A 25,110-nucleotide genomic window follows, 5' to 3' on the forward strand; every position below is an offset into this window, starting at 1 on the left:
CTGTTGTCATGCAATCGCGCGCGTCGTGGCGATCGACACGCGAAGCGCCGCGTGCTGATCGTCGAGCACGCGCGCATGCATCGCGCCAAAGCCCGCTATCCACTCGGGAATCGCGCGGTAGTAATCGAGCGATGCCTCATACGGTCCGCACGCCGCGAGCGCGCCGAATGCGGCGACCCACGTGCGGATCTCGTGCGCGGACTTGCCGCCTTCGCATGTGATCGCATCGTTGGTGAAGCCGTCGGTCGCCGCGACTTCGCCGCTCTTGAGCAGATCGAGGAACGCGCGGTCCCACGCGGGATTGAGGGGATGCAGATGGCTGTCGCCCGCCGCGAATGACCTGGCGGCAGCGACCGTGCGAGCCTGGCGTGCATCGCGCGATTCACGCGACGGATTGCGTCCGGCGATCAGGCGTTCGGCGACCACGGCATCCGCGCCCGCGATCTCCGGCACGGGCGGCTCGTGCGAAATGCCGCCCGAGCCGATCAGCAGCACGCGCCTGTCCATTTGCGCGACGAAGCGGCCGATCGCGTCGCCGAAAAGCCGCGCGCGCCGGCATGAGGCCATCGGCGGCGCGACCGAGTTGATGAACACGGGCACGACGGGATAGCGATCGATGCCGCCCGTCAGCACGTCGAGTGCCTGCGCGCAGCCGTGATCGACCTGCATCCGGTACGACACGGCGACGTCGATATCGCTCGTCAACGCGGCATCCGCGAGCGCGAGCGCTACTTCGCGCGCGACGGGCAGCGGGCCGGCGGCACTGTTGAAATCGCCGATCGCGGTCGCGTTCACGCCGATGCAGAACTGCGGCATCACGTCGTAGAAAAAGCCGTTGTAGTGGTCGGGCGCGAACACGATCACCAGTTCGGGATCGAATGCGGCGACCCGTTCGCGCGCCGCGCGCTGCATATGCTCGACTTCGGCGACGACTTCAGGCGCGGGATCGAAGTAGCCATGAAGCGGCGTGTGCGACATGCACTCGAGTCGAATCTTCGTCATGTCATGCTCCCGCTGCGATGGATTCGCGCGCCGGCAACGCGTCTTCCGGCAGCGTGCGCTCATCGCCTTCGCATTTCGCAGCGATGCCCGACCACGACAGCTTGTCGGCGAGCCGCACGACGTGTTCGGACGCGCGCTGCGGCGAGCACATCCCCGCGACGAAGCGATCGGGCCGCAACAGCACGACGGATTCCGGCACGCGCGCAAACCAGTCCTTCATGCGTCCGTCCATATCGCCGATCGCGATCACGCCTTCGGGCACGTCGTCGTGAAACTTCAGTTGCGGATCGGGCTTCGCGATCACGAAGCAGCCGCCAATCGATGTCCAGATGCGGCGCGCTTCGGGCGTGAGTCCGAAAGTCGGGTCCGCGCCCCAGCCGAGCATCGCGAAACGGTTGCCGATCGCATCGTCGAGACGCACAATGCGGCCGTCTTCGAGCCGCACGAGCGGCTGGATGAACATGCGGCCGATGGGCGTCGCCGCCGCAGGATCGCGCCCATGCACGACGCGCCCAATGAACGACTCGCGCTTCTCGCTCATCAGGCCGAGCAGACGCCCCGGCGCGGAATGCCCGGTCTTGGCGAGCACACGCGCGAGCCATCCATCGCAACGCGCGCGGCTGTTGCCCAGCACGACGCCTTCTTCGTAGCGCGGCATCGGCTTGAAGCGCATCTCGACGAAATAGCGCTTTACAGAAGGCAGAACGTTGAACGTGCTCACGAACGCGTCGCGCACTTTCATGCCGAAGCGGCTCGTCGGCGCGAAGATATCGCCGGCCACTTCGGACAGATGGATCATCGAGCGCGCATGCGCGCGACGCTCCATCGTGTAGGTGTCGAGCAGCGCGTCACGAGCCTGGCCTTTCACGACCATCGCGAGCTTCCAGCCGAGATTGCTCGCATCGCGGATGCCGCTGTTGTAGCCCTGCCCTTGCCACACGGGCATGATGTGCGCGGCGTCGCCCGCGAGCAGCACACGGTTCATGCGGAACGTGCTCGCGAGGCGCGCATTGTGCGTGTAGACGCGCTTGCGAATGTAGTCGACCTTGTCCGGCTCAGGCACCACGTTGCGCATCAGCACCGCCATGTTCTCCGGCTTCGCCAGATCTTCTTCCGTCTCGCCCGGCATCACCATGAACTCGAAACGGCGGATGCCATGCGGCAGCGCCGCCGACACATAAGGCCGTTTCTCATCGCAATGCAGATAGATGTGCGGCGAGCCGATGGGATCGTTGCGCACGTCGATCACAATCCATTGATTCGGCTTCGTGCGTCCTTCGAACGGCACGTTCAATGTGCGACGCACGAAGCTGTTGCCGCCGTCCGCGCCCACCAGCCACGCGGCACGGATCGTTCTTTTCTCGCCGTTCGACGCGGTGGCTTCGATCGTCACGCCGTCGTCGTCCTGCGCGAAGCTGTCGACGGTGTGGCCGAGCAGCGTCTGCACATGCTCGAAGCGCTTCAGCCCGTCGTACAGGATCTGGTCCGCGAGCGGTTGAATGAAGGCGTTGCGGCGCGGCCAGCCGAATTCGTCGGTGCGCGGCTCGATCGATGCGAAGCATTTGCCCTTCAACGTGAAGCGCATCCAGTGATTGGGCGTCGTGTGCGGCAGCAGTTCGTCGGCAAGAGCGACCGACTGAAACACGCGCAGCGCTTCATCGTCGAGGCCGATCGCGCGCGGATAGTCGATGATCTGCTCGAGCTTTTCGACGATGACGACGCGCACGCCCTGCAAGCCCAGAAGATTGCCGATCATCAGGCCGACGGGGCCTGCGCCGACGATCGCGACGTCGGTTTCGATAAGGTGAGCGCGACCGTTGCCGGCCGACGTATCGAAGGCGGAACTCATGACTGTCTCCATCCATGCGATGGTTGAATGTTCTTGTGCGCCGTCACTCGCACCTGGTGTAACGACTGCGGCGCTGCGGAGAACGGCATCGGCGGGTGCGCCGCGTCGTCCGTTCAGATTTGATGGCAGTCTATGGGCCGCCCCTCGATGCCCTCAACAAAATCTCGAAAATGTGCATAGAATGCACATTGCTGAATTAAAAGGACATTTTCGTCGTGACGACGTACACGAACGTGCGGGGACTGGCGCGCGGGCTACAAGTACTAAAGGCGCTGAACGCCATGGAAAACGGTCGCGCGACGAGCCAGCAGATCGCCGACATCACGGGCCTGCACCGCACGACGGTGCGCCGCCTGCTCGAAACGCTGATGGACGAAGGCTTCGTGCGCCGAAGCAATTCCGACGACAGCTTTCGGCTGACGCTCGCCGTGCGCGCGTTGAGCGAAGGCTTCACGGATACCGAACGTATCGCGACTGTCGCGCCGCCGATCATGGGTCAGTTGCTGCAACGCGTCGCGTGGCCATCGGACCTGACGACGCCCGACGGCGACGCGATGATCATCCGCGAGACGACACATCGCTTCAGCCAGCTGTCGTTTCATCGCGCGATGGTCGGGCGGCGCCTGCCGATTCTTCTGACGGCGGCGGGACGCGCGTACTTCGCGATGTGCCCTGACGAGGAGCGCGAGGATATTCTCGACTTGCTGCGCTCGGGCGCGGGCGGAGAGGAACAGCAGGCACTCGCGAAGAACGATGCGCTCGTGCGGAGTCTCGTCAAACGCGTGCGCGATGACGGCTTCGGTTCGAATCACGGAGACTGGGCCGCGCAGGCGAAGATCAGCGCCGTCGCGGTGGCGATCGTGTCGCGCGAGCGCGTGCTCGCGAGCCTGAACGTCGTGTTTCTGTCGCGCGCGTTGAGCCTCGCGGACGCGACGCGGCGTTATGTGCCGGAGTTGCAGAAGGCAGCCGCCGAGATGGTGGCGGCGCTCGATGCTGTCGAGCAAAAGCCGCGTGGTGGGGATGTTTTGTGAGGGCGGCGTGCGGCGAGATCGTGAAACGATCGTCGCCGGGGCAAAGCTAGCACGTACCGACCCAATGCGGTCTCTCGGCGTCAATCGCTCTGCGAGATCCCTTGCACATCGTCAAGTCCTCGCTCCGGCCGGCCGCTTCGCTTCGGCCACTAGGGCCTCCCCTCGCTCGGTACCTCTGCGGCCTTGCTGAGTTCTCCAATGAGGATCTGCGCGATGACGTTTGCGGGCGCGCGGCCATCGGGCGCCGCAGCCGTCGTCGCCCATGTGACGATCGTCGTTTTCGTTGCCGGATCGTAGCCCATGAACGTATTGAATCCGGGTATTTCGCCCGTGTGTCCGTAAAACGTGCCGAATTTGGCAAGCCCGAGGCAGTAACTGGCCGCCATCGGATCTGACGGCTGGACCGACTGACAACTGGCGAGCCTTTGTGCCTGCAGATCGGCGTTCAGGTAGCCGCCGCCCACCATCCGTTGCACGTAAGCCGCCAGTTCCTTCACGGTCGAGATGCCCGAGCCGGCAGTCCAGGCCCAGGATGTGGTTACGCCCGTCACATCGGCAGGTTGCAATGTCCCGTTCTTCGCGGCCGCCTGACGCTCTGGGGATAGTGCCTCGCTATCTGCCGTCTCGACATTGGTGCCCCACTGGTAGCCATGCGGCGCCGGCGCGGGCAGCGACGTGTCGTCCTGCGGCGGAAGAAACGTATCGGTCAAACCGAGCGGCGTAAAAAGACGCGCCTTCATTGCGTCTGCCGCGCTCATCCCGGTTAGCCGCTCGATGACGAGTCCGAGCAATACCGTGTTCGTATTGGAATAGCGAAAATCCGCTCCTGGCGCGAAATACACTGGCTGGCCAAACCCGATGTCCAGCAATTCGGTCGTGGTCCACACTTTGTTCGGTTGCGAATCGAGCGTCTGATTGAACGCGAGACTGGTCGAATAGTTGTAGAGACCGCTGCGCATCGTCAGCAATTGCTCGATCGTGATCTGGTCGCCGTTCGGCACGTTCGAGATGTATTTGCTGATAGGGTCGTTCAGACTGAGCTTCCCTTCCTGCACGAGTTGCAGAATCACCGTGCCAGTCCAGGTTTTCGTCACGCTGCCGACGCGAAAGTGAGCGGTCGTCGGTATCGGTGTGTTCGTGCCTCGCACCGCCGTTCCGAACGACTCGAGCCAGTCGCCGTTTGGCGATTGCACGTATACGACGGCACCCGACGTCATCGTATCTGCGAGCAACGCGTTGATCTGCGGGCGCGCGGCAGTAGCGAATGCGGGCTCGCTCGATGCTGGCGTGTCGTCGCCACCACAACCAGGAACCGACACGCCGATTGCAGTTGCCAGTACAACCGCATACAAGCCACGCGAAACCACGCGCACCGAGTACGCATCAAAGCGGGAAGTTGCCATGGTTTTTCCTTCATGATATCGACGCCATGTCGTGATGACGGAACCAGCATCACTGGGTACAGGCTGCTTCACGAGCGCGTTCGATCCGAAATGGGCAACCTTGGGAGACCGCGCTGCACGTCGGCTCTTCCTGCTATCGCTTTCGTTATTCTTTCCACGCGTGCTGAACAACTATAGGACGCCGGTTGCGAATCAGGATGCAATTTATGGAAGCACGAAACACCTCACGCGCCCGGCTTCCTCTCTTTGCAGCAGAAACTTAAGACGGCTTGATGGCGTGAGCATTCGTATGCGCAAACACGCGCCCATTCAGTTACCTTTATGGCTTGGCCGCGGTTCCGTTCGTGAACCGGTCTACTTCTTCCGGTGCCCGATCCGGCGCGCCGTTCCGCCAGCCGCGCGCGCAGTCTTCGACCGGGGCAGACGAACAAAGCCGGGTACACCGCCCGCGATTTTTCCGACGCCGCCTGTCCGTCAGCGAGCGGCCCGCGCGTCATTGTGATGGCGGCCCAATGCGATCGACCGCCTCAACCCCATGACGGAGGCTCATATGCAATACCTGTTGATGATCTATTCCGAAGAAAACCGCTGGAGCCAGATGACCGACAGCGAGCGGCAGCAAGGCGTCGCCGCGTATCAGGCGTACACCGAATCGCTGAAGAAAGCCGAGGCGCTAGTAGGCGCCAACCGGTTGCAGCATACGAATACGGCCACCACGGTGCGGCTCGTCGACGGCAAGCCGCAGGTGCTTGATGGACCGTATTCCGATTCGAAGGAGCAGCTCGCCGGCTACTATCTGATCGACGTGCCCAATCTGGACGCGGCGATCACGTGGGCGTCGCGTTGTCCCGGCGCGGCCCACGGCAAGATGGAAGTGCGCCCCGTCTGGACCGCTCCCTACGATGCGCCATCTACATGAGCCTGTCCGGCTGCGGCCGCGCCGCTGACGGCGCCGCACGTTCGATTGCCGAGGCGGTCGCTCGCCGCAGCTACGGCAAGCTCGTCGCGCTGCTGGCGATGCGCACGCGCGACGTCGCCGCGGCCGAGGACGCGCTGGCCGACGCCTTTGCCGCCGCGCTAGCCGACTGGCCGGAGCGCGGCTGCCCCGCGAATCCCGAAGCGTGGCTGATGACGGTTGCGCGCCGCCGGGCGATCGACGGCGCGCGCCATCACCGTGTCGGCGGCGAAGTGGCGAACCAGCTCGCGATCCTCGCCGATGAGATCGACGAGCACGAAGCAGGCGCATTGCCCGACCGGCGGCTTGCGCTGCTGTTCGCTTGCACGCACCCCGCTCTCGAAGCCGCTATCCGCACGCCGCTGATGCTGCAGGTCGTGCTTGGGCTCGAAGCAAAGACGATCGCGTCCGCATTCCTGATGTCGCCGGCCGCGATGAGCAAGCGCCTCGTGCGCGCGAAGAACAAGATCCGCGAAGCGGGCATTCCGTTCAGCGTGCCCGAGCGCGAGGAATTGCCTGACCGGCTCGCAGCGGTGCTGGAAGCCGTCTACGCGGCGTATGCGGAAGGCTGGACCGATCCCGTCGGCGGCGATACCGGTCGGCGCGATCTCACCGGCGAGGCGCTCTTTCTTGCGCAACTGCTCGTCGAGTTGCTGCCCGACGAGCCGGAGACACTCGGTCTGCTCGCGCTGATGCTGTATGCGCAGGCGCGTTGCGACGCGCGGCGCGATGCTAACGGCGACTATGTGCCGCTGTCGGCTCAAGACCCGGCGACGTGGAACGCGCCGATGATCGACGCCGCCGACGCATTGCTGCGGCGCGCGAACGCCTTCAACGCAATCGGACGCTTTCAGCTCGAAGCCGCGTTGCAGTCGGCGCACGTGTACCGCTGCCGGACGCATCGCCCGAACTGGGATGAAGTGGTGCAACTCTATGACGCGCTGCTCGCGATTGCCGCGTCGCCCGTCGTCGCGGTGAACCGCGCGCTCGCGCTTGCCGAACGTGACGGCCCGCAGGCGGCACTCGACGCGCTGAAGCCATATGCGGACGATCCTCGGCTGGCCGACTATCAGCCATATTGGGCCGCGCGCGCCAATCTGCTCGCGCGTGTCGGCGCGACGACGGAAGCGTTAGGCGCCTACGAGCTCGCGATCGGCCTCGAACGCGATCCGGCCGTGCGCCGGTTTCTGCAGCGCAAACGCATGGAGCTGTCGTCGTCGAACGGCTAGAAAAGCGCCTCGCGTTTGCCACGTACTAACACGGCTCAGCCGATACAGGCACGCGCCCCATCGACGCGCTCTTCCGGAAAATCGACGTCCCTCACTATTGGACCAAAGTCTCATTGACCGTCCCGAAGTTCGCGTGTCTGATTGTCGGGAAGGCTCACGCGTCCGTGACCTGGTCCGCGCAAGCGGAACTCCCCATGACCGGCGAGAGTGACCGCGTGCAAGCGCAGCCGCGCGTGCCCGCTCGATAAGCCTCCTTCGCATGCCACGCGAACATCTTGGTCTCCGCCGCAATGCGAATCGCAGGGAGAGCAAACATGGACTGGAATCGCTGGTACAGCTTGAAGAGCTATCTGAGAACTTCGCTGTGGACTGTGCCGCTCATCGCAGTCGCGATCTATGCCGTGCTCAAGCCTCTCACTGAAATGGTGGGAAGGTGGATGATCAGACAGGGAATCCTTGATCCGAAAACCGGTTTTCTCGGGCTGTCCATGACGGGGGCGCGGTCGCTGGTCGGTGACATCGTTTCCGCAGACCTGGCGTTTCTGGTGTTCACGTTCGGCTCGCTGCTGGTCGCGATCCAGGTCGCGGGCGGGCAGTACACGCCACGGATCATCGCGACGACACTCCTGCGCGATAACATCATCCGCAGCATCTCGGGACTATTCGTTTTCTCACTGCTGTTCGCCAACAGGACGCTCGGCTGGATGGGCGAGAGCGAAGTCCACCAGCTTCAGGTGTTCATTGCAGCGCTATGCGGATTCGCTTCCGTCGTCGCTTTTCTTTTCCTGATCGATTACGCCGCGAAATCACTGCGTCCCGTCAGCCTTGTGGCGCGCGTCGGGGTGCAAGGGATCGCGGTCATCGACAACGTTTATCCCGCCCCGACTACGGGCGCGATTACCCAGCCGGAACGCGACAAAGAGCGAGGCATGCCTGATCGCATCGTTCGTCAGCGAGGAACGTCCGGCATCGTGCTGGCCGTGAATCTGGAATTGCTGGTGGCCAAGGCGCGGCGCACAGGCGTAGTCATCGAATTCGTGCCGCGAGTCGGCGATTTCGTCGCGGTGGACGATCCCTTGTTTCATCTATACGGGAACGCCGACGACATCGATGAGCGCAAGCTGCGCACGCTCGTCGCTTTCGGGACGGAGCGCACGATGGAGCAGGACCCGATGTTCGCGTTTCGCATCCTCGTCGACATTGCACTGAAAGCGCTGTCGGCGGCGATCAACGATCCGACCACGGCCGTGCTTGCGATCGACCAGTTGCACCGGCTATTGCGCATGGTGGGCAAACGGTCGCTGCACGTCGAGGAGATCATGGACAAGTCGGGACACGTGCGCGTGATCTTGCGGACGCCCAATTGGGAAGACTTCGTGCATATCAGCTTCCGCGAGATACGCCAGTGTGGCGTGGGCAGCATTCAAATCGCGCGGCGTCTGCGCGCGGCGATCGAGAACCTCATCCAGAGCCTGCCGGAGCATCGTCATGACGCGTTGCGCGTCGAATTGATACTGCTCGATCGCGCAATCGCCTCGAAGCATCCGTTCCCCGAAGACCTTGCGTTGGCCCGTATCCCCGATTCGCAAGGGCTTGGAGGTTCGGCGGCCTCCACTGCAAACAACTAGTGCTTTCGGAGGCGAGCCATGCGCAAGCTCATCATGGGCATCGTTGAATTCCGCGAGAACATGCTGCCGCAATACGCGAAGCAGTTCAGCAAACTGGCGCTTGCGCAGACACCCGATGCCCTCTTCATCACGTGCTCGGACAGCCGGGTTGTGCCGGACCTGCTGGCCTCGACCCATCCCGGCGATCTGTTCACGATGCGCAACGTCGGCAACCTGATACCGCCAGCCACTGCGGAAGGGGCGTCTACGGGCGATCTATCAGAGGCAAGCGCGATCGAGTATGCAGTGCTGGTGTTGAAAGTCGCGAATATCGTCGTGTGCGGGCATTCCGAGTGCGGTGCGATGAAAGCCGTTTATACACGCAGCGCCAGGCTGAAAGCGCCGAACCTCGATAAATGGCTGTACCACGCGAACAACGCAGCGTTTCGCCTCGAACACGAAGGTCCGCTCGATGGCAGGCTGAAACCGCACGATCAATTGTCGCAACTCAACGTGCTCGTGCAACTCGAGCATCTGATGACCTATCCGATCGTCCATCAGCAGGTCACGGCCAAGGCGCTGGTATTGAGCGGCTGGTGGTTCGACATCGCGACGGGCGACATGTATGCGTATGAGCGCACGACACGCTCATTCGAAGTCATCGACCGCGCGATGGCTGAACGCATGATTGCGCGCCTCGCCGCGCGGGCGCGATAAAGCGGTAAAGGGCATCATGGCAAGCGTCCCTCGGCACTTCAAAGCGGCGTCGTCCCGAGCGATTGCAGAAGCCTCGCGAGGTTCTGCGGCTGAACGTGAATGATCCCGCCACGTGGACTGTCGATATCCGCGATGAGCGCAAGCGACAACGCAATCGTCATCGGCAGGATTGCGATAAGCAAGCCTCTTCGAAGATCACCCTTTGCGCCGTATCCCTGAATCACGCATCCGAATAGCGCAACCACGAACATCAATATCCATGCGCCGATTGGAATGCGGTTGAGAAGTGCCGCTTCGGAGTAATCCTGCGAGTTGAGCACGTCGTTCATGCCCGTGACGATCACAGCCGCTACAGGTGTCGGGTTTTCATTGGCCACCCGCGCCGCGAGACGCCATAGCTCGGACTGGAGATCGGCCGTCTCGCGCTCGTTGCGCGCGATCTCCTCTGCGTCTCTCGTCAGAAAGTGGGCCCGTCTGAGCCGGGTATAGCGAACGAGCGCAGCCTTCATTTGCGCGGTGACGGCGGGACCGGCCAGATCGGCGCGCGCGTATTCGGTGCCTATCGCATTGGCCTCGCTTTCCTCAAGATTCTTGCGCTGGTCATAGCGGTTGACTGCCATCGACAGAGTGAATCCGATGAGCAGCGCGAGCAACGTCAGCGTTGATGTCTGCACGATGTTGAAATCTTCCGGATGCTCGCCGGAAAGCATCGGTATGCGTCTGAGGACGAATGCGCCAAAGGCGACTGCCGCGATCATGAGCACCAAAAGCACAATGAACAGGACGGCCGGATGATCGACGAATGCTGTCATGCGAAACCTCGAGTGAAGGCCTCCAGCCAAGCGCTGGCGGAGTTCGTCCGGCGATATTTTTCTACGGTATCAGCTTAATAACCGCGTACTGGTTTTGATATTGGTCTTTGGTCCAATACGCTTGAGAGAGCAGCGGATGCTCTTGAGGAAAGCAGGAACACCGGCTCGCGCTGAAGCCAATCGAAACGCTTGCCGGTTTGCATAACGGTCAATCGTGCCGCGCAGATTCATACGCAGGTTCACGCGCAGTTTCTCGCGCAGTCTCTCGATCAGATCGCCACGGTCCGCAACGTTCACGGCACGATGCCGCGCACCGCCCACGCGACATTGGCGAACGAGCGCGGGCCGTCGGGCCGCCCGGCTTCGTAGGCGTCCCGCACGGCCGCGTCCGTGCGCGCCCGTTCGGCGGCATCGAGTGTCGTCATGTATTGACCGAGCGGCCCTTCGCCCGCGGCAATGGGGGTCCAGTAATCGTCGAAGTTCCGATAATCCATGCGGACCATCAGATCCGTTTCCTCGACGTCCGCGAGCCCTTGCTCGATAAATGTCCGCCTCATCTCGCCTGGCTGCATCATCGGCTGGAAGCAATAGCGGCTGCGCAACTGGCGACCGGATTCGCTGAGAGCGGCCACCGTGTCCACCATCATGCGCATGCCGGGCATGCCGCCGAGATGGTCCCACACGACGGCAACGACCATGCCGCCCGGTCGCACGACGCGGCGCATCTCCGCCACCGCCTTGCCGCCGTCCGGCACGAAATGCAGCACGAGCAAGGCCAATGCAGCGTCGAAGCGTGCGTCCTCGAAGGGCAATGCGCAGGCGTCGGCTTGCTGGATCTTGATGCGCGGATCGGCGTTGCGCCGAATCGCCTCTTCGACGAAGACGTTCGAGTAATCGATCGCAGCGATGTCTTTAAGGCTGGCGATCTTCGCCAGTTCGAACGTCAGGCTACCGGTGCCGCAGCCGACATCGACAACGCTCTCGCTGTCGCGAAGCCCGGCGAACTCGACGAACAGCGGAGCAAGCCGTTTGCTCCAGCGGCCCATCAGTTGTTCATAACCGTCCGCTGCCTGGACATTGAAGGTCGATGTCATGGGCGCCCTCAATACGTGGTCAACTGTTTTCCGCCGCGCCGTCGATTGCAGCCAGCAGGTCTTCAGTATGAGCCATCAGATCACGCACCTGGCGCAGCATCGGATATTGATGAAGCACAGCACGCCATCGAGACGATTCCAGCAATTGATGCCACACCGGCTCGAGTTTTTGCGGATCCGCGTGTTGCCCGTCCGCCAGGGCACTTGCGAATTCGAGGCTCTCCTGCGCGGACAAAAGCTGCATCCGGCTGGCTGCACCAAGCAAACGCGGAGTCGGTTCCGCTGGCGCATCGCAGCAATATAGAACAGTTGTGGCCAGACCGGCCTCGTCGGTCGTCAGCGCGCGTAGCGACGCACCGCGCAGACGCACCGTCCCTTGCCGCGTCTCGAATGAATAAGCGACGTTTTCCTCGGCGTGCGCGAGCAGGCGCAAGCCACGCAGGAGCCGCGAGAGGTCGGTCGTTGCGGCATCGATCGAGGCCTTGGCCTCGACGAGCAGGCAAACGTCCCAGAGCGTTGGTTCGTCATCCGCGTTCGCGCGTCCTAGCAACACTACGTCCCATTCGGTTTTAGCGCGCTCGGGGCTGGCGGGCAACGAAGGCGGCACGCGCATCGACGTCACGACGCGATATGACGCACGATCGCGCTGCGCTTCGTTGAGCCGTCGAGCCAGCGCTTCGAGCGCCTTTGCGGCCAACGCTTCGACGGCAGCGCCACGCTGCTGCGACGCGACGCCTTGTGCAACGGCGCTAGAGCTTCCCGGGCGAGGACCATGCCGATCCCATAGCGACCGGTACTGACGCACGAGATCATCGGACGCCAACGCATCGAGACGCTGCAAGCGTTCCAACGCGCGACCGTCGAGTAGTCGAGCCAGGCCGCGCTCGACTGACGGTTCGTTCGCAATCTCCGGCATGCCACGCAGACGTCGCGCGGCATCGTGGAGTTCCGACCAGGAGGAGGACGACGCACACGCATGCAGTTGCGCCAGCGCCTCGCGTTGCGGACCTGGCAGGATTCGTTGCTGCCTGGCCGGATGCGCGATCGCATTGACGGTCGCATGGATCAGACGGCGGTCCTGATCCGCCTGAGCGGACAGCGATGCGTATTCTTGCACCTGTGCCGCCCGATGCCGAAGTGCCATCGCCTGAAAAACAGGGTCTCCAGATTGCGTGCGCATCGCTTCATGGATCAAACGCGCGAGCGCATCGACAAACAAACGCTTCACCGGCGCAGGTGGCACTTCGCCGCGCGCCACTGCCCGGCGGGCCTGCTCGATTGCAATCGCAAGCGCCGTCGATGGACTGGCGTTTTCTGTCTGATCAGGTGTGTCGGCGAACGCGGGCAAACGATAGCGGCGAACGACGGTCCGCACCACCTGGTCGATCAACGGAGACGATGGCAGCAGTGGCATAACAACAGAGGTGTATCAGATCATTTGTCAACGCCGTAAGCAGATCTACGGTTGATCCGATGGTAACGACGTTTCTGGCAATTCACCACTTCGACGCGACGTCGATTGGCAACGGAACGTGCCGGGTTGACGGCCCGCGAGTACGATAGAGGGAATCGACCCACGAGTTTCAGGAGGCGCCATGAAAGCGGTGTGCCCGCTGCACGGGCCGACGACGATCATCCGCACGAACGAGTACGGATTTCCGGTCTATGCATGCTGCTGCAATGACGTGCCGTATGTGACACCTCCGGATGCGTGCACAAGAGCGCCGACGCAACGCGGCGCCGAGCCGAAGCAGCAGCCCGAACCTGAGAAGACAAAAGCAGAGTGACGTTGACGATCAGCGCTGAGCGCGGCTACGTATCGCATCGTGCATGGGCATTCTGATGAGCCGCCCGAACCGGGAACACGGCATGCGTCAGCCCGCCGAACGCGGCCCCGGTCCCAGCCTTTCTGCAACGGCCGAGCACGCGGCACGCAATGGCGCAACGTAGGTTTCGAGCGGCGTCTCACTGCGCCTGAACAGCGGAATGCTGACGCTGATACACGCTATCGGCAGTCCGTCCGCGCTGCGAATCGCGCATCCGTAGCAGAAGATCTGCGCTTCGTTTTCTTCGCGGTCTTCCGCATAGCCACGTTCGCGCGTCGCATCCAGTTCAGCGCGCAACGCTTTGGGCTCGACGATCGTGTTGGGCGTGAAGCGCGTGAGCGTCAGACCTTCGAGCAACGCATCGCGCGACGTGCGATCCAGTGCAGCGAGATACGCCTTGCCGACCGAACTCGAATACAGCGTCACGCGCGTGCCGATCCGCGATGCCATGCGCACCGCGTGCGGGCTCTCCAGCTTTTCGATGTAGACCATCTCGCTGCCGCTACGCACCGCGAGGTGTACGGTTTCCTGCGTCGCGTCGCGCAACGCCTGCAATGCATCCGCCGCGGCGACGCGCACGTCGGAGCGCTCCCAGCTGCGGCTCGCGAGCATCATCAGTCGCGGCCCCAGCTCGAACGTTCCTCCGCGCAGACTCTCGACGACGAGCCCCTCCGCGATCAGCGCACCGACGATCCGATAAACGGTCGGACGCGGATAGCCGCTGGACGCGGCCAGTTGCGGCACGCTCGGCGCATCCTTGGCATCGGCGATCAATTGCAGCACCGACATGAACTTCGAGAATGCAGCCGTGCCCGTCGCGCGCGCGGCTTCGATAGCGTCGGTGGTGAAATTGGACATGATCGCTTCGGGAACGAAAAAAGGCGATGCGATTATAGCGAGCCGCCGTGCCGCGCCGTTTCGGTATCGACGGGCGGCTGCGCGGTCATGCGACCAGGTATCCTCCATCGACGGGCAGCACGGTCCCGGTGATGAACGACGCGCCCGGCGAACAGAGAAACGCGACGGCGGGACCGATATCGTCGGGCGATCCCCAACGTCCGAGCGGCGTGCGTTCGAGAATCGCACGCGAGCGTTCGTCGTTGTCCTGTAGCGCCTGCGTAAGCGGCGTCGCGATCCAGCCGGGCGCCACGGCATTCACGCGGATGCGGTCGGTCGCGTAGGCAATCGCGAGCGACTTCGTCAACTGCGCGATGCCGCCCTTGCTCGCGCTATAGCCGGGCACGAGCCCGCCGCCGAAAAAGCTCAGCATCGAAGCCGTATTGACGATCGCCCCGCCGCGCTCGCGCAACAGCGGCCGCGCCGCCGCGCACGCGCGCATCGTGCCCGTCAGGTTCACGTCGAGCACTTGCGCGAATACATCGGGATCGAGTTCGTCGCCGCGACGTATCACGCCTGCGCAATTCACCAGCATGTCGAGCGCGGTCAGCGACGCGAACAGCGCATCGACATCGTCTTTCGACGCGACGTCGAGCGACGCGGTCTCGATGCCGTCGGCGGCAAGCGCGCTGCGTTGCGCGTCGGTCGGCGCGAGCGCCGCCGCGATCACGCGCGCGCCGAGCGCGGCCAGATAGCGCGCGACGCCCGCGCCGATGCCCTGTGTGCCGCCCGTGACGACGGCTGTCTTGCCTGCAAACAGATCGTGTTGAAACGTCATGTCGATGTGCGAGTTCAAGGTTGCTTCAAGGTTGCATTACGCGCGGGCTTGCGCGGCCGCGCCGTGCTCACCCTTGTCCACGATCGGCACGCGCACGACGAACATGTACACGAGCGCCGCGGCGAACGACACACCCGCGCTGATCAGAAACGCGTTGACGAACGAGTGCGTCTGATCGACGACCACGCCCGTGATGAATGGTGCAAACGATCCGCCGAAATAGCCGCCGAAGTTCTGGATGCTGCCGAGCGACGCCACCAGATGACGCGGCGTCGCGACACTGACCAGCGCCCACGCCGCGCCGCTCGCGAGATTGACGAAATACATCGCAAGCGACAGATAGACGATCGCGAGCGTGAGCGTCGGCGTGTATGCGGCGGGCACCGTGAACACGGCCGCGCCGATCAGCCCGCAGCAGATCGGCCACTTGCGGCTGCGCATCGGCGCCATGCCGCGCGCCATCAGCCCATCGGCGATAAAGCCGCTCGACAGCATGCCGAGCGTGCCGAAAATGTACGGAATCGACACCACCCAACCCGTCTTCGCAATCGTCAGATGGCGTTCGTGTTCGAGATACGCGGGCAGCCACGTCAGGTACAGCCACACCATGTAGATCACGCCCATGAAGCCGAAGATCATGCCCCATGTCGTCGCGGACCCGAACAGGCCGCGCCATTCCGCAAAAGTCATCTTGCGTTCGGCGCGCGCGAGCGGTTCTTCTTCCGTCAGATGCCTGACTTCGTTCGGCTCGAGCGTCACGTCGCCGCGATTGCGATAGATCAGGTACCAGCCGATCGCCACCGCGATGCCGAGCACGCCCATCACGACGAACATCCAGCGCCAGCCGAACGCGAGCAGCAGGACCGTGAGAATCGGCGGCGCGAGCGCGGGTCCGATCGTCGACGAGGTCGTGAAGATGCCCGTCGGCCGGCCACGCTCGCGCAGCGCGTACCATTCGCTGACCACTTTCGCGCCCGCCGGAAATTGCGGCGCCTCGCCGATGCCGAGCGCAATGCGCGCCGCCAGAAACTGCGGCAACGTATGAACGAGGCCGCCGCACAACTGCGCGCACGACCACACGAACATGCCGAGGCCGAGCATCACACGCGCGCCGAAGCGATCGAGCATCGCGCCGACGGGAAGCTGCGAAAACGCGTACGCAAACGAAAATGCCGACAACAGCAAGCCCATCTGTGAAGCCGAAAGGCCGAGTTCGGTACTCACCGAATGATTGGCGATGGACAGCGTGCTGCGATCGAGATAATTGACGATGCCCGCCAGCGTCAGGAATGTCAGCGCGATCCATTGAATGCGCCGCAGGCGCGAGGTCTTCGGTTGCATGTGCTGTCTCCTCCGAATGCTCTTTTGAGTCTATGTGGAAGGGTGTGTTGAACAACGATGAATCAGTAAGTGGCGCGGCCTCCGGACAAATCGAACACCGCGCCCGTGTTGAACGAGCACGACGATGAACAGAGCCATAGTGCGAGTTCGACGACTTCATCGGGTTCGCCGAGTCGCTTCATCGGACTCTTGTCGATCATCGTCTGCACGTGCGACGGCGACATCTGTTCGAGCAGCGACGTGCGCACCGCCGCAGGCGCAATCGCATTGACGAGCACGCCCGTTTGCGCGAGTTCCTTGCCGAGCGACTTCGTCAACGCGAGCACGCCGGCCTTCGCAGCGCTGTACGCCGACGCATTCGGCGTGCCCTCCTTGCCCGCAAGCGATGCGACGTTGACGATGCGCGCGTGTCCTGCGCGGCGCAGTGCGGGCACCAGTTGGCGGCAGACATTGAAAGTGCCCGTCAGATTGACGTCGACGATGCGCGACCATTCGGCGGGATCGTATTGTTCAAGCGGCATCGTCGGCCCTGCATAGCCGGCGTTGTTGACGAGCAGCGCGATGCCGCCGAAGCGTTCGAGCGTTGCGTTCGCGGCGCGCTCGACGGATGCGAGATCCGTGATGTCGACGGCGATGCGCGCGATGCGCGAATCGTGGGAGCTGGCGTCGGCTGACGCTGTATCGCGATCCCATACGGCCACCGATGCGCCGCAATCCGCAAGCCGCCGCGCGATCGCAGCGCCGATGCCGCGCGCGCCGCCCGTGACGACGGCCACGGCGCCTGAAAAGTCATACGATGCGCGGAACAATCCGAAAGGCGCGCTCACCGCTCACCTCACGAACTGATCGACGTAGCTCGCCCCCAGGCCGACGCGCTCGTAGTGCGCGCGGCACATGTCGAGCTTCGTGAAGACGTCCTCGTACCCGGTGTGCTTGCCGTACGGGTCGCAGTAGTACATCACGCCGTTGACCTGGAAGTATGTGATCATCTCTTCGACGTCTTCCGGCACGTACAGCGTGTGCGTTTCGCCCGGCGGCTCGAACACGTAGCTGCCTTCCGTGGCTACCCAGTCGTGTTCGAGATAGCGCCAGCGGCCTTTAAGGACAAGCCCATGCACGGCCTGCGGATGACGGTGCCGGCTCAGGACGCCCGACTTGCGCACGCGCAGCAGGTTCATCCAGTAGCCGCTCGACACATTCAGGCACAGTGGCCGAAACCAGACGTTTTCGGCCTGCGGAACCCATAGTCGCTCGTCCAGCGGAATCGCAGACTCGACGACGATTTCGCGCAACGCTTCGGGCGGATTGGGAAGCTGATAGGGCGTCATCGCATCGACGCCACTCGATTGGGTTGTCATCTCGCCTCCTGTATGTGCCGTCCATATTATGGACATTCACTTCGTATTGTGGACACATAGTCGGACGATTTGTGAAACGTGTCAAGCGCCTGGATCGCGCCGGCCCGGGACTGATCCTGCCCGCTTCCACACGCGATGCGTGCGGAAACGGAAGTCTGCGTTGAGGTCAGGTGTCCGGGTTGGCCGACACGAAACTCGTGAATGCGCTATACGGCGGATTGAGTGTCACTCCGTTGGTCATAACGCCAAAGGTGTTGTCGCCGCTGTCGAGGATGTAGTACATCACAGACTGAATGTTGTGTGTCTTGCGAGCCGGGAACAAGTTGCCAAGCGTGCTCGTGATGTAACCCGCTCGATAGTCCTGGGATTTCTCCGGGCCCGTGTTCCATTCGGTGATGACGAACGGCACGCCGTAGCGGGCCTTGCAATACGTCGGCAGGTCGAATCCCGGGCCTGCGCCGTCAATGCCGATGTTGAAGATGTCGCCGTACACCTCATAGTTATGCCAGGTCGTGACGTCCCAGCGCACTTTCGGATAGCCGCCCGAGCCGTCCGGTTGCATGCCGTCCCATAGCGCGTCGGCCGCGCCGATATCCGCGACACAGAAGTTGATGCCGCATTTCGCATCGGACTGGACAGCCTTTACGCCGTCGATCATCCCGCGCATCACGCCGCGCATGACGGGCCAGTTCAGGTTGTTGAAGTCGATCGCCTTGGTGCCTGCGCTGGTGAAGTCGAGGACGGTCGGGACCTGCCGCGTCAGTTCGTTCCCGCATTCATAGACCGTGACGCCGTATGGCTTGAGTGCATTGGCAACGGTCATCGCAGCCTGCAAACCGCGGTTATATGCGGCGGATTCGCTGGTAAACAGGATGCCATTCGAATCGAAGATGCCCTGATTGATCAGCACGAGCAGTGAAATGCCGGCCGGCTGGAACGCTTGCGCCAGTTTGACGACGGCATTCACCTGTTTCGGGTCGTCGGAACATCCGACACGATAATTCGTGACGCCCATGCTCTTCAGGATCGAGACGAGTTGCGCCGGGGTGTACGTATAGTCGAAATGCCCGTTGATGCCGTAGAACGATCCAGGAGGAGCCCCGACGGCGACGCGAGGATCGTTACACGGCAGCCATTTGTCGAGGTCGGTGTGCACATAGAACTGTCCACCCGTGCCGATGTGCCACATCTTTCCGCCGTACCAGAGCAGAAGCGACACGTTGTAGGTGTTGCCCACAGTACTGCCATTGCGATAAATGACACCGTTGCTCACTGTCCATTTCGAGCCCATCTTGTCGATGATGGACGAAGCCGAAGGAATCGCCGTCCCGTCGGGCGACGCGCCTGCAACCCCCGAAGTCTGACCATATGCGTTCAGAAGATACGCACCGCCGAGAGCGGTCAGGCCGCTGAGAAATTGACGTCGTTTAACCATTTTTCAATTCGTTCCTGTCGAGAAAATTTTCAGAACAAACACAACCAGTTGATCGCTTGAACTGGAAAAGACGGCGCGAGCGAATTCACATTACGCAGTAGTCCTTACTGGTAACAACAATTCTTCGCCTGCTCGATGCGGGGAAATGGAGAACTGCGTGAACCGCCTCTACGACATGCGAGGCGGTGATGCTAAAGCGCGGGGGTCGCCATACTCGCAGGCAAACCCTTTCGAACCCGGCAGGCCTTTGCGCAGCGGGTTTCCACGATTCTCCGTTTTTATCCTGCCACTACTTGCCGTCTATCCTGATGCATTGCGTCGATGTATTCCGCAACTTTGGCATTCGCGCATAACCCGGTCTGCAAGTTATTCGCGTGCCCGTTCGACCGGGGTAAATAATACGCGCATAACGGCCCGATTTGCATATGCAAGCAGGTACATTCGTCTAATTAGCGCGATTCTTCCTATGTTCATTTTTGGAAAGGAAATTCCGCCTTTCTTATTACCAGCGGCAAACATCTCGCAAGCGTCTCTAACGGCGCATTCGTCCGATAAGGTAATTATTGACCTCGTTCGCCCGCAAGTACACAGTGCCGTCAATCGACGATCGGCACAATCAGCAATAAAGGCGCCGCATCTTTTATCCGGCAAGACATAATTACCGGTAAGGCGCCGGTCAAATATCGCTGAAAAATTAATCGCATCGAGAAATTTTTTTCGGAATCGACCCTGGCGCGAAAAGCGCCCGCGCGCCACGGGCCAGGCTATTTCGGCATGCGACCCTGCAAGTCGAGATAAAGCTGTGCCGCGCCACCGCTTACGCGCTCGAGCGGATGTGCGTTGCAGTAGTTGTCCATCCACACCATCAGCGAGTTGTAATCGGTGTCGCGCAGAATATCGACTCGGGTTCCCGTGGCGAGCCCGCTAAGATATCCGAGTAGCCATGACTCGCTCGTCGCCTTGTCGGAGCTCGAGTTCTTGCGGGCAATCCACTGGCCACATGACGGGACGCTCATTGCGGTGGTTGCGTGCGCGGCGCCGGGGCAGTTCACAGCGGATGCAATCACCAGAACGCCTAGCCATCGTCGGAACGTATGTGTCATTCGTTTCTCACCGTTTTAAGTTCGTTGCTCAAAAGCTTCCGGTGATAAGAATGCAATTCGGTGTTTCGGTTCCTGCATGTGCAAGCATGAATGGACGAAGCACTGGACCGCAATGAGTTCCACAGAGACTGGCGGCGTCACGCAGCGGGTGGTCCGCTCGTTCCTCTCACGACGAGTTCGATTGGCAGGCACTCGGACTCGGGCGTCCTCTCGTCCTTCATCCAGTGCAGCAGCGCACGCGCCGCGCGCACGCCGAGCTCATAAGTCGGCAGCAGAACGGTGGTCAGCGAAGGTGTGATCTGCGAGGAAACAGGCAGATCGTCGCAGCCGACGATCGACAGTTGACGGGGCACGTCGATGCCGCTGCTCTGCGCTTCGAACAGACACCCCATCGCGAGGACATCGTTTCCGCAAAACACGGCAGTCGGCGCAGGCCGCAATTGCATCAGCAGCTTGAGCCCCGCGCGCCCGCCCTCATAGCCGAACGGCTGTTCGACGACATTCGCTTCGGGCAGCCGCATGCCCTGCTCAGCGAGCGTTTGTCTGAAGCCCTCAATGCGCTGCCGTGCGCGATCGTTTTGCCGCGTGAAGCCGGAAATGACGCCGAAACGTCGATGTCCGAGTTCCAGCAGATGCTGCGCGGCAAGCCGCCCGATCTCGCGATTGTCGAAACCGATGACAGGCGCGACGCTTTCCGAGCCGTCGGCTGCTTGTCCCGGGTAAGTCCACATCAACAGTAGCGCCACGCGGCTTGCTCTGATCAGATCGAACGTCTGCGGCGCATGGTCGATGCCGACCAGAACGATCGCGTCGACCGAGCGCTCGAGCAGTGCGCGGACCACTTCGATTTCGGCTGCCGGGTTGTATTCGTGTGCGGAGATCAGCAGTTGATAGCCGGAACCCGACAACGTCGACTGCAGCCCTTGCACGGCGCGCGCGAAGATCGCGTTGTCGAGCGTCGGCACGATCGCTCCGACCAGACGCCCTCGACCGAGCGCGAGCGCGCGCGCCGAGCCGTCCGGCACGTAGCCAAGCGTGGCGATCGCATCGCGTATGCGAGCCCGGGTGTCGGCCTTCACGACGTCCGGGTTGGACAGCGCGCGCGAAACCGTCGATGTCGAGACTCCAGCGAGAGCGGCGACATCGCTGATGCGGGCCCGGGACAAGGTACTCATGACTTGCAGTGTGCGACTCGTTCAGTTGATGGGATTCTAAACCGCGTCTGCAAGCGCAACACAAAAATCGCGCATAGGCCTAGTGGAAACCCCCGATGCAACCGCAGCCGGATCGGCCTATATTGAATGCAAGCGTTTGCATTTGATCAAGCAATTGAGGTCGCGAGACGGCCGACATGGAAAATTTCGGGGCCTTCCAGCCCTTTTAAAAGCCGCAAAATGCAAGCGCTTGCATTTTTTGCAGATCAATAAGGAGAAGGCAATGAGCGTTGTCTACCTGAAGAAGGCAGCCAGGACGCCTGAGAGCGAAACGGCGACTGCGCAGCAGGTCGTCCACGAGATGCTCGCGCGCATCGAGACGGGCGGCGAAGAGGCCGTGCGCACGTACGCGAAGCAGCTCGATCACTGGGATGGCCCCATCATCGTGTCCTCCGGGGAGATCGAGCGGCGCGCACTGGAAGTGCCCGCGCATGTAAGAGCCGATATCGATTTTGCCGCGCGCCAGGTATTCGATTTCGCCGTCGCCCAGCGCCGCTCGATCGAAGACTTCGCGATCGAGCTTCATCCGGGTGTGACGGCGGGACAGAAGATCGTGCCCGTCAACGTGGTCGGTTGCTATGCGCCAGCGGGACGTTACGCTCACATTGCGTCCGCCTACATGACCGTCGCGACCGCGAAAGCGGCTGGCGTCAAGACCGTCATCGCCTGCTCCAGCCCGTTTCGCGGCGGCGGGATTCACCCTTACGTGCTCTATGCGTTCAAGGCCGCGGGCGCCGACATCGTAATGACGCTCGGCGGCGTCCAGGCGATTGCGTCGATGGCGCTGGGTCTCTTCACCGGCAAGCAGGCCGACGTGATCGTCGGGCCAGGCAACAAGTTCGTTGCCGAAGCGAAGCGGGCGCTGTTCGGCAAGGTGGGCATCGACGTGTTTGCCGGCCCGTCCGAAATCGCGGTGATCGCCGATGACACAGCCGACGCGCAGATCGTGGCAAGCGATCTCGTCGGCCAGGCCGAGCACGGCCATGAGTCGCCCGCATGGCTTCTGACGACCTCGCGAACACTCGCCGACAACGTGATGCGGCTCGTGCCCGAACTGATCGCCGGCCTTCCGCCGACCGCGCGCGACGCCGCAGGAGCCGCATGGCGCGACTACGGCGAAGTCGTGCTCTGCGACACGCGCGAAGAGGTGGTACAGATATCGGATCGCTACGCGGCCGAGCACCTCGAGGTGCAGGCGGCGGAACTCGACTGGTGGCTGACGCACCTGACCTGCTACGGCTCCCTCTTTCTCGGCGAAGAGACCACGGTCGCATTCGGCGACAAGACGAGCGGGCCCAATCATGTGCTACCCACCAAGGGGGCGGCGCGCTACTCGGGAGGACTCTCTGTCCACAAGTTCATCAAGACGCTGACGTGGCAGCGCATGACGCGCGATGCAGCGAGGCAGATCGGCGAAGTGACCGCGCGTATCTCGCGGCTCGAAGGTATGGAAGCGCACGCGCGCACCGCCGACGACCGGTTGCGCAAGTACTTTCCGAACGACCAGTTCGCGCGCGGCGAACCGGTCCTGGTTTGACGCGCTTTCATGCGTTCGCAGTCAAAGGAGCACGACTTGAACATACACAGGATGTTCGACCTGCACGGCCGCACCGCGCTCGTCACGGGCGGCAACGCCGGGATTGGCGCCGCATTGGCGCACGCGTTGGGCTATGCGGGCGCGCGCGTCGTGCTCGTCGCGCGCCGGCGCGCCGCGCTCGATGACACCGCGAGTGCGTTGCAGGCGGAAGGCATCGATGCGCACACGAGCGCGTGCGATCTGAGCGACCTGTCGGCGGCCCGCGCATGCGCGCTCGAAGCGGCGCAACGGCACGGGCCGATCGATATCCTCGTCAATGCGGCCGGCGTCAATCTGCGCCAGCCGTTCGAAGAAGTCACGCCGGATACATGGCATCAGCAGCTCGCGATTCACCTGGGCGCGCCGTTCTTTCTCACGCAAGCACTCGCGCCGCAGATGAAAGCGAACGGCTACGGCCGAATCATCAATATCGCGTCGCTGCAGTCGTATCGCGCGTTCAGCAACAGCGCGCCCTACGGCGCAGCAAAGGGAGGCATCGTGCAACTGACGCGCGCAATCGCACAGGCGTGGTCGATGCACGGCATCACGTGCAACGCAATTGGCCCCGGGTTCTTTCCGACGGCGCTGACAGCGCCCGTATTCGACGATCCCACGCTTGCGGATCATCACGCGAAGCAGACGTGCATCGGCCGCAATGGGCGTCTCGAAGACCTCTACGGCGTGGCCGTCTTTCTCGCGAGCGAAGCGTCGGCCTACATCACCGGGCAGACGATCATGGTCGACGGCGGCTATACGGCGCGTTGAACACGGCAACGGAGCATATCGATGAAAGCGCTTGTCTATACGCAGCCTAATAAAATCCAGCTGATGGAACGCCCTTATCCCGAGATCAGCGATGACGAGGTGATCGTCAGGATCGACGCGGTTGGCATTTGCGGCTCGGACATGCATGCGTTCCATGGCCATGATCCGCGACGCAAGCCGGGGCTCGTGCTCGGCCACGAGTTCTCGGGGACGATCGCCGATACGCGCGCACAAGGCCTGCAATGCGGCGCGCGCGTGACGGGCAACCCGTTGATCACATGCGGCCGCTGCGAGTACTGCGAGCAGGGGCGCGACAACCTCTGCTCGAATCGCACGATGGTCGGCATGACGCGGCCCGGGGCGTTTGCGGAGTACATGTCCATTCCGGCTTCGAGCATCATCGCAATACCGCCGGACATGCCCGCCGCGCACGCCGCCGTCACCGAACCGGCAGCCACCGCGTTGCATGCGCTAAACCTGTCGATGCGCGCATTGACGAGACCGCTGCCGGAGTGCCGCACGCTCGTCATCGGCGGCGGCGCAATCGGCATGCTGTCGGCGCTGCTGCTGCGCTCCTATGGTTGCCGCGCGGTCGAGCTGGCGGAGGTCAATCCTCTGAGGCGCGCATCGGCTGCGGAGCACGCCGGCTGCACGGCCTTCGATCCACTCGCGACCACCGTGCCCGACAACCGGTTCGACTTCGTAATCGACGCCGTAGGCGCAAAGCCGACGCGCGCCCTCGCGCTCGCTGCCGTCAAGCCGGGCGGCGTCATCATGCATATCGGCCTGCAAGATTGGGCGAGCGAAATCGACATGCGCAAGCTGACGCTCGCCGAAATCACGCTGCTCGGCAGCTATACGTATTCAATGGCCGATCTTCGCGCGACGGTCGCCGCGCTGCATGAAGGGGCGTTCGGCTCGCTCGAATGGCTCGACATCCGTCCGTTGGACGAAGGCGGTCACGTGTTCGAGGAACTCGACAGGGGCCGCATTGCAGCGAGCAAGGTCATCCTGACACCGGAAGCATGATGCGTCAGGCGATGGCGCACAGACTGGAAGCAACGATGCCGGCGACGATCAACGGCCGATGAATCGCCGCCGACACAAAATGGACAAGA

Annotated in this window: 24 protein-coding genes; 9 read left to right on the forward strand and 15 right to left on the reverse strand. The window is 62.6% G+C overall.

Annotated features, from left to right (window positions below; genetic code table 11):
- Positions 1-6 precede the first annotated feature (6 nt).
- Together AABE10_RS16025 and AABE10_RS16030 are read right to left on the reverse strand one after the other, a co-directional pair.
- Positions 7-1,002, reverse strand: coding sequence for a 3-carboxyethylcatechol 2,3-dioxygenase (locus AABE10_RS16025; protein WP_342934248.1), 996 nt, complete (start codon positions 1,000-1,002; stop codon positions 7-9).
- A gap of 1 nt (position 1,003) precedes the next feature.
- Positions 1,004-2,851, reverse strand: a complete 1,848-nt coding sequence (locus AABE10_RS16030) for a bifunctional 3-(3-hydroxy-phenyl)propionate/3-hydroxycinnamic acid hydroxylase (RefSeq protein WP_342934249.1) — start codon at positions 2,849-2,851, stop codon at positions 1,004-1,006.
- Positions 2,852-3,066: 215 nt separating this feature from the next.
- Between AABE10_RS16030 and AABE10_RS16035 the strand changes: the two genes are divergently transcribed.
- Positions 3,067-3,882, forward strand: coding sequence for a DNA-binding transcriptional regulator (locus AABE10_RS16035; RefSeq protein ID WP_342934250.1), 816 nt, complete (start codon positions 3,067-3,069; stop codon positions 3,880-3,882).
- Between the two features lie 149 nt (positions 3,883-4,031).
- Here AABE10_RS16035 and AABE10_RS16040 read toward each other — a convergent pair whose 3' ends face one another.
- Positions 4,032-5,285, reverse strand: a complete 1,254-nt coding sequence (locus tag AABE10_RS16040) for a serine hydrolase domain-containing protein (protein ID WP_342934251.1) — start codon at positions 5,283-5,285, stop codon at positions 4,032-4,034.
- A 550-nt stretch (positions 5,286-5,835) separates the two neighbouring features.
- On the opposite strand from AABE10_RS16040, the gene AABE10_RS16045 reads away from it, so the two are divergent.
- From AABE10_RS16045 to AABE10_RS16060, 4 genes are all read left to right on the forward strand, one after another.
- Complete coding sequence (locus tag AABE10_RS16045; protein WP_342934252.1) at positions 5,836-6,204, forward strand: YciI family protein; 369 nt, start codon at positions 5,836-5,838, stop codon at positions 6,202-6,204.
- The gene (locus AABE10_RS16050) at positions 6,201-7,469 is read left to right on the forward strand and encodes an RNA polymerase sigma factor (RefSeq protein WP_342934253.1); all 1,269 of its coding nucleotides are present in this window, start codon (positions 6,201-6,203) and stop codon (positions 7,467-7,469) included. Before AABE10_RS16045 ends, AABE10_RS16050 begins: the two co-directional genes overlap by 4 nt.
- Before the next feature lie 314 nt (positions 7,470-7,783).
- On the forward strand, positions 7,784-9,097 hold the full coding sequence (locus AABE10_RS16055) for a DUF2254 domain-containing protein (RefSeq protein ID WP_342934254.1): 1,314 nt from the start codon (positions 7,784-7,786) through the stop codon (positions 9,095-9,097).
- A gap of 18 nt (positions 9,098-9,115) precedes the next feature.
- Positions 9,116-9,793: a carbonic anhydrase gene (locus AABE10_RS16060; protein WP_342934255.1), complete on the forward strand. Its 678-nt coding sequence runs from the start codon at positions 9,116-9,118 to the stop codon at positions 9,791-9,793.
- Positions 9,794-9,831: 38 nt separating this feature from the next.
- Here AABE10_RS16060 and AABE10_RS16065 read toward each other — a convergent pair whose 3' ends face one another.
- The 4 genes from AABE10_RS16065 to AABE10_RS16080 form a co-directional block, all read right to left on the reverse strand.
- Positions 9,832-10,605, reverse strand: coding sequence for a hypothetical protein (locus tag AABE10_RS16065; RefSeq protein ID WP_342934256.1), 774 nt, complete (start codon positions 10,603-10,605; stop codon positions 9,832-9,834).
- Between the two features lie 69 nt (positions 10,606-10,674).
- On the reverse strand, positions 10,675-10,902 hold the full coding sequence (locus tag AABE10_RS16070; RefSeq protein ID WP_342934257.1) for a hypothetical protein: 228 nt from the start codon (positions 10,900-10,902) through the stop codon (positions 10,675-10,677).
- Positions 10,899-11,699, reverse strand: coding sequence for a class I SAM-dependent methyltransferase (locus tag AABE10_RS16075; protein WP_342934258.1), 801 nt, complete (start codon positions 11,697-11,699; stop codon positions 10,899-10,901). Before AABE10_RS16075 ends, AABE10_RS16070 begins: the two co-directional genes overlap by 4 nt.
- Before the next feature lie 19 nt (positions 11,700-11,718).
- Positions 11,719-13,113: a 3-deoxy-D-arabino-heptulosonate 7-phosphate synthase gene (locus tag AABE10_RS16080; RefSeq protein ID WP_342934259.1), complete on the reverse strand. Its 1,395-nt coding sequence runs from the start codon at positions 13,111-13,113 to the stop codon at positions 11,719-11,721.
- A 181-nt stretch (positions 13,114-13,294) separates the two neighbouring features.
- Here AABE10_RS16080 and AABE10_RS16085 point away from each other — a divergent pair, with 181 nt between their 5' ends.
- Positions 13,295-13,486 (forward strand): hypothetical protein, encoded by a 192-nt coding sequence (locus tag AABE10_RS16085; RefSeq protein WP_342934260.1) that lies wholly within the window; start codon positions 13,295-13,297, stop codon positions 13,484-13,486.
- An 87-nt stretch (positions 13,487-13,573) separates the two neighbouring features.
- Here the strand turns inward: AABE10_RS16085 and AABE10_RS16090 are convergent, their stop codons facing one another.
- From AABE10_RS16090 to AABE10_RS16125, 8 genes are all read right to left on the reverse strand, one after another.
- Positions 13,574-14,383, reverse strand: a complete 810-nt coding sequence (locus AABE10_RS16090; protein WP_342934261.1) for an IclR family transcriptional regulator — start codon at positions 14,381-14,383, stop codon at positions 13,574-13,576.
- Positions 14,384-14,468: 85 nt separating this feature from the next.
- Complete coding sequence (locus tag AABE10_RS16095) at positions 14,469-15,200, reverse strand: SDR family NAD(P)-dependent oxidoreductase (RefSeq protein WP_342934262.1); 732 nt, start codon at positions 15,198-15,200, stop codon at positions 14,469-14,471.
- A 36-nt stretch (positions 15,201-15,236) separates the two neighbouring features.
- Positions 15,237-16,541 (reverse strand): MFS transporter, encoded by a 1,305-nt coding sequence (locus AABE10_RS16100; RefSeq protein WP_342934263.1) that lies wholly within the window; start codon positions 16,539-16,541, stop codon positions 15,237-15,239.
- 62 nt (positions 16,542-16,603) lie between these two features.
- Positions 16,604-17,368 carry an SDR family NAD(P)-dependent oxidoreductase gene (locus tag AABE10_RS16105; protein WP_342934264.1) on the reverse strand — a complete coding sequence of 255 codons (765 nt, stop codon included), beginning with the start codon at positions 17,366-17,368 and terminating at the stop codon, positions 16,604-16,606.
- A 3-nt stretch (positions 17,369-17,371) separates the two neighbouring features.
- Complete coding sequence (locus AABE10_RS16110) at positions 17,372-17,899, reverse strand: 2,4'-dihydroxyacetophenone dioxygenase family protein (protein WP_342934265.1); 528 nt, start codon at positions 17,897-17,899, stop codon at positions 17,372-17,374.
- Positions 17,900-18,065: 166 nt separating this feature from the next.
- Positions 18,066-19,334 (reverse strand): hypothetical protein, encoded by a 1,269-nt coding sequence (locus AABE10_RS16115; RefSeq protein WP_342934266.1) that lies wholly within the window; start codon positions 19,332-19,334, stop codon positions 18,066-18,068.
- A gap of 764 nt (positions 19,335-20,098) precedes the next feature.
- The gene (locus AABE10_RS16120; protein WP_342934267.1) at positions 20,099-20,350 is read right to left on the reverse strand and encodes a hypothetical protein; all 252 of its coding nucleotides are present in this window, start codon (positions 20,348-20,350) and stop codon (positions 20,099-20,101) included.
- Positions 20,351-20,574: 224 nt separating this feature from the next.
- On the reverse strand, positions 20,575-21,612 hold the full coding sequence (locus AABE10_RS16125; RefSeq protein ID WP_342934268.1) for a LacI family DNA-binding transcriptional regulator: 1,038 nt from the start codon (positions 21,610-21,612) through the stop codon (positions 20,575-20,577).
- A gap of 262 nt (positions 21,613-21,874) precedes the next feature.
- On the opposite strand from AABE10_RS16125, the gene hisD reads away from it, so the two are divergent.
- The 3 genes from hisD to AABE10_RS16140 are packed head-to-tail and all read left to right on the forward strand — an operon-like array spanning position 21,875 to position 25,021.
- Entirely contained in the window at positions 21,875-23,188 is a 1,314-nt protein-coding gene (hisD, locus tag AABE10_RS16130) for a histidinol dehydrogenase (protein WP_342934269.1), read from the forward strand.
- A gap of 36 nt (positions 23,189-23,224) precedes the next feature.
- A complete protein-coding gene (locus tag AABE10_RS16135) occupies positions 23,225-23,992 on the forward strand; it encodes an SDR family NAD(P)-dependent oxidoreductase (RefSeq protein WP_342934270.1) in 768 nt (255 codons plus the stop codon).
- A gap of 21 nt (positions 23,993-24,013) precedes the next feature.
- Positions 24,014-25,021, forward strand: coding sequence for a galactitol-1-phosphate 5-dehydrogenase (locus AABE10_RS16140; protein WP_342934271.1), 1,008 nt, complete (start codon positions 24,014-24,016; stop codon positions 25,019-25,021).
- The last annotated feature ends 89 nt before the right edge of the window (positions 25,022-25,110 follow it).

It is taken from the genome of Paraburkholderia diazotrophica (assembly GCF_038900755.1).
GTDB classification, from domain to species: Bacteria; Pseudomonadota; Gammaproteobacteria; order Burkholderiales; family Burkholderiaceae; genus Paraburkholderia; species Paraburkholderia diazotrophica_A.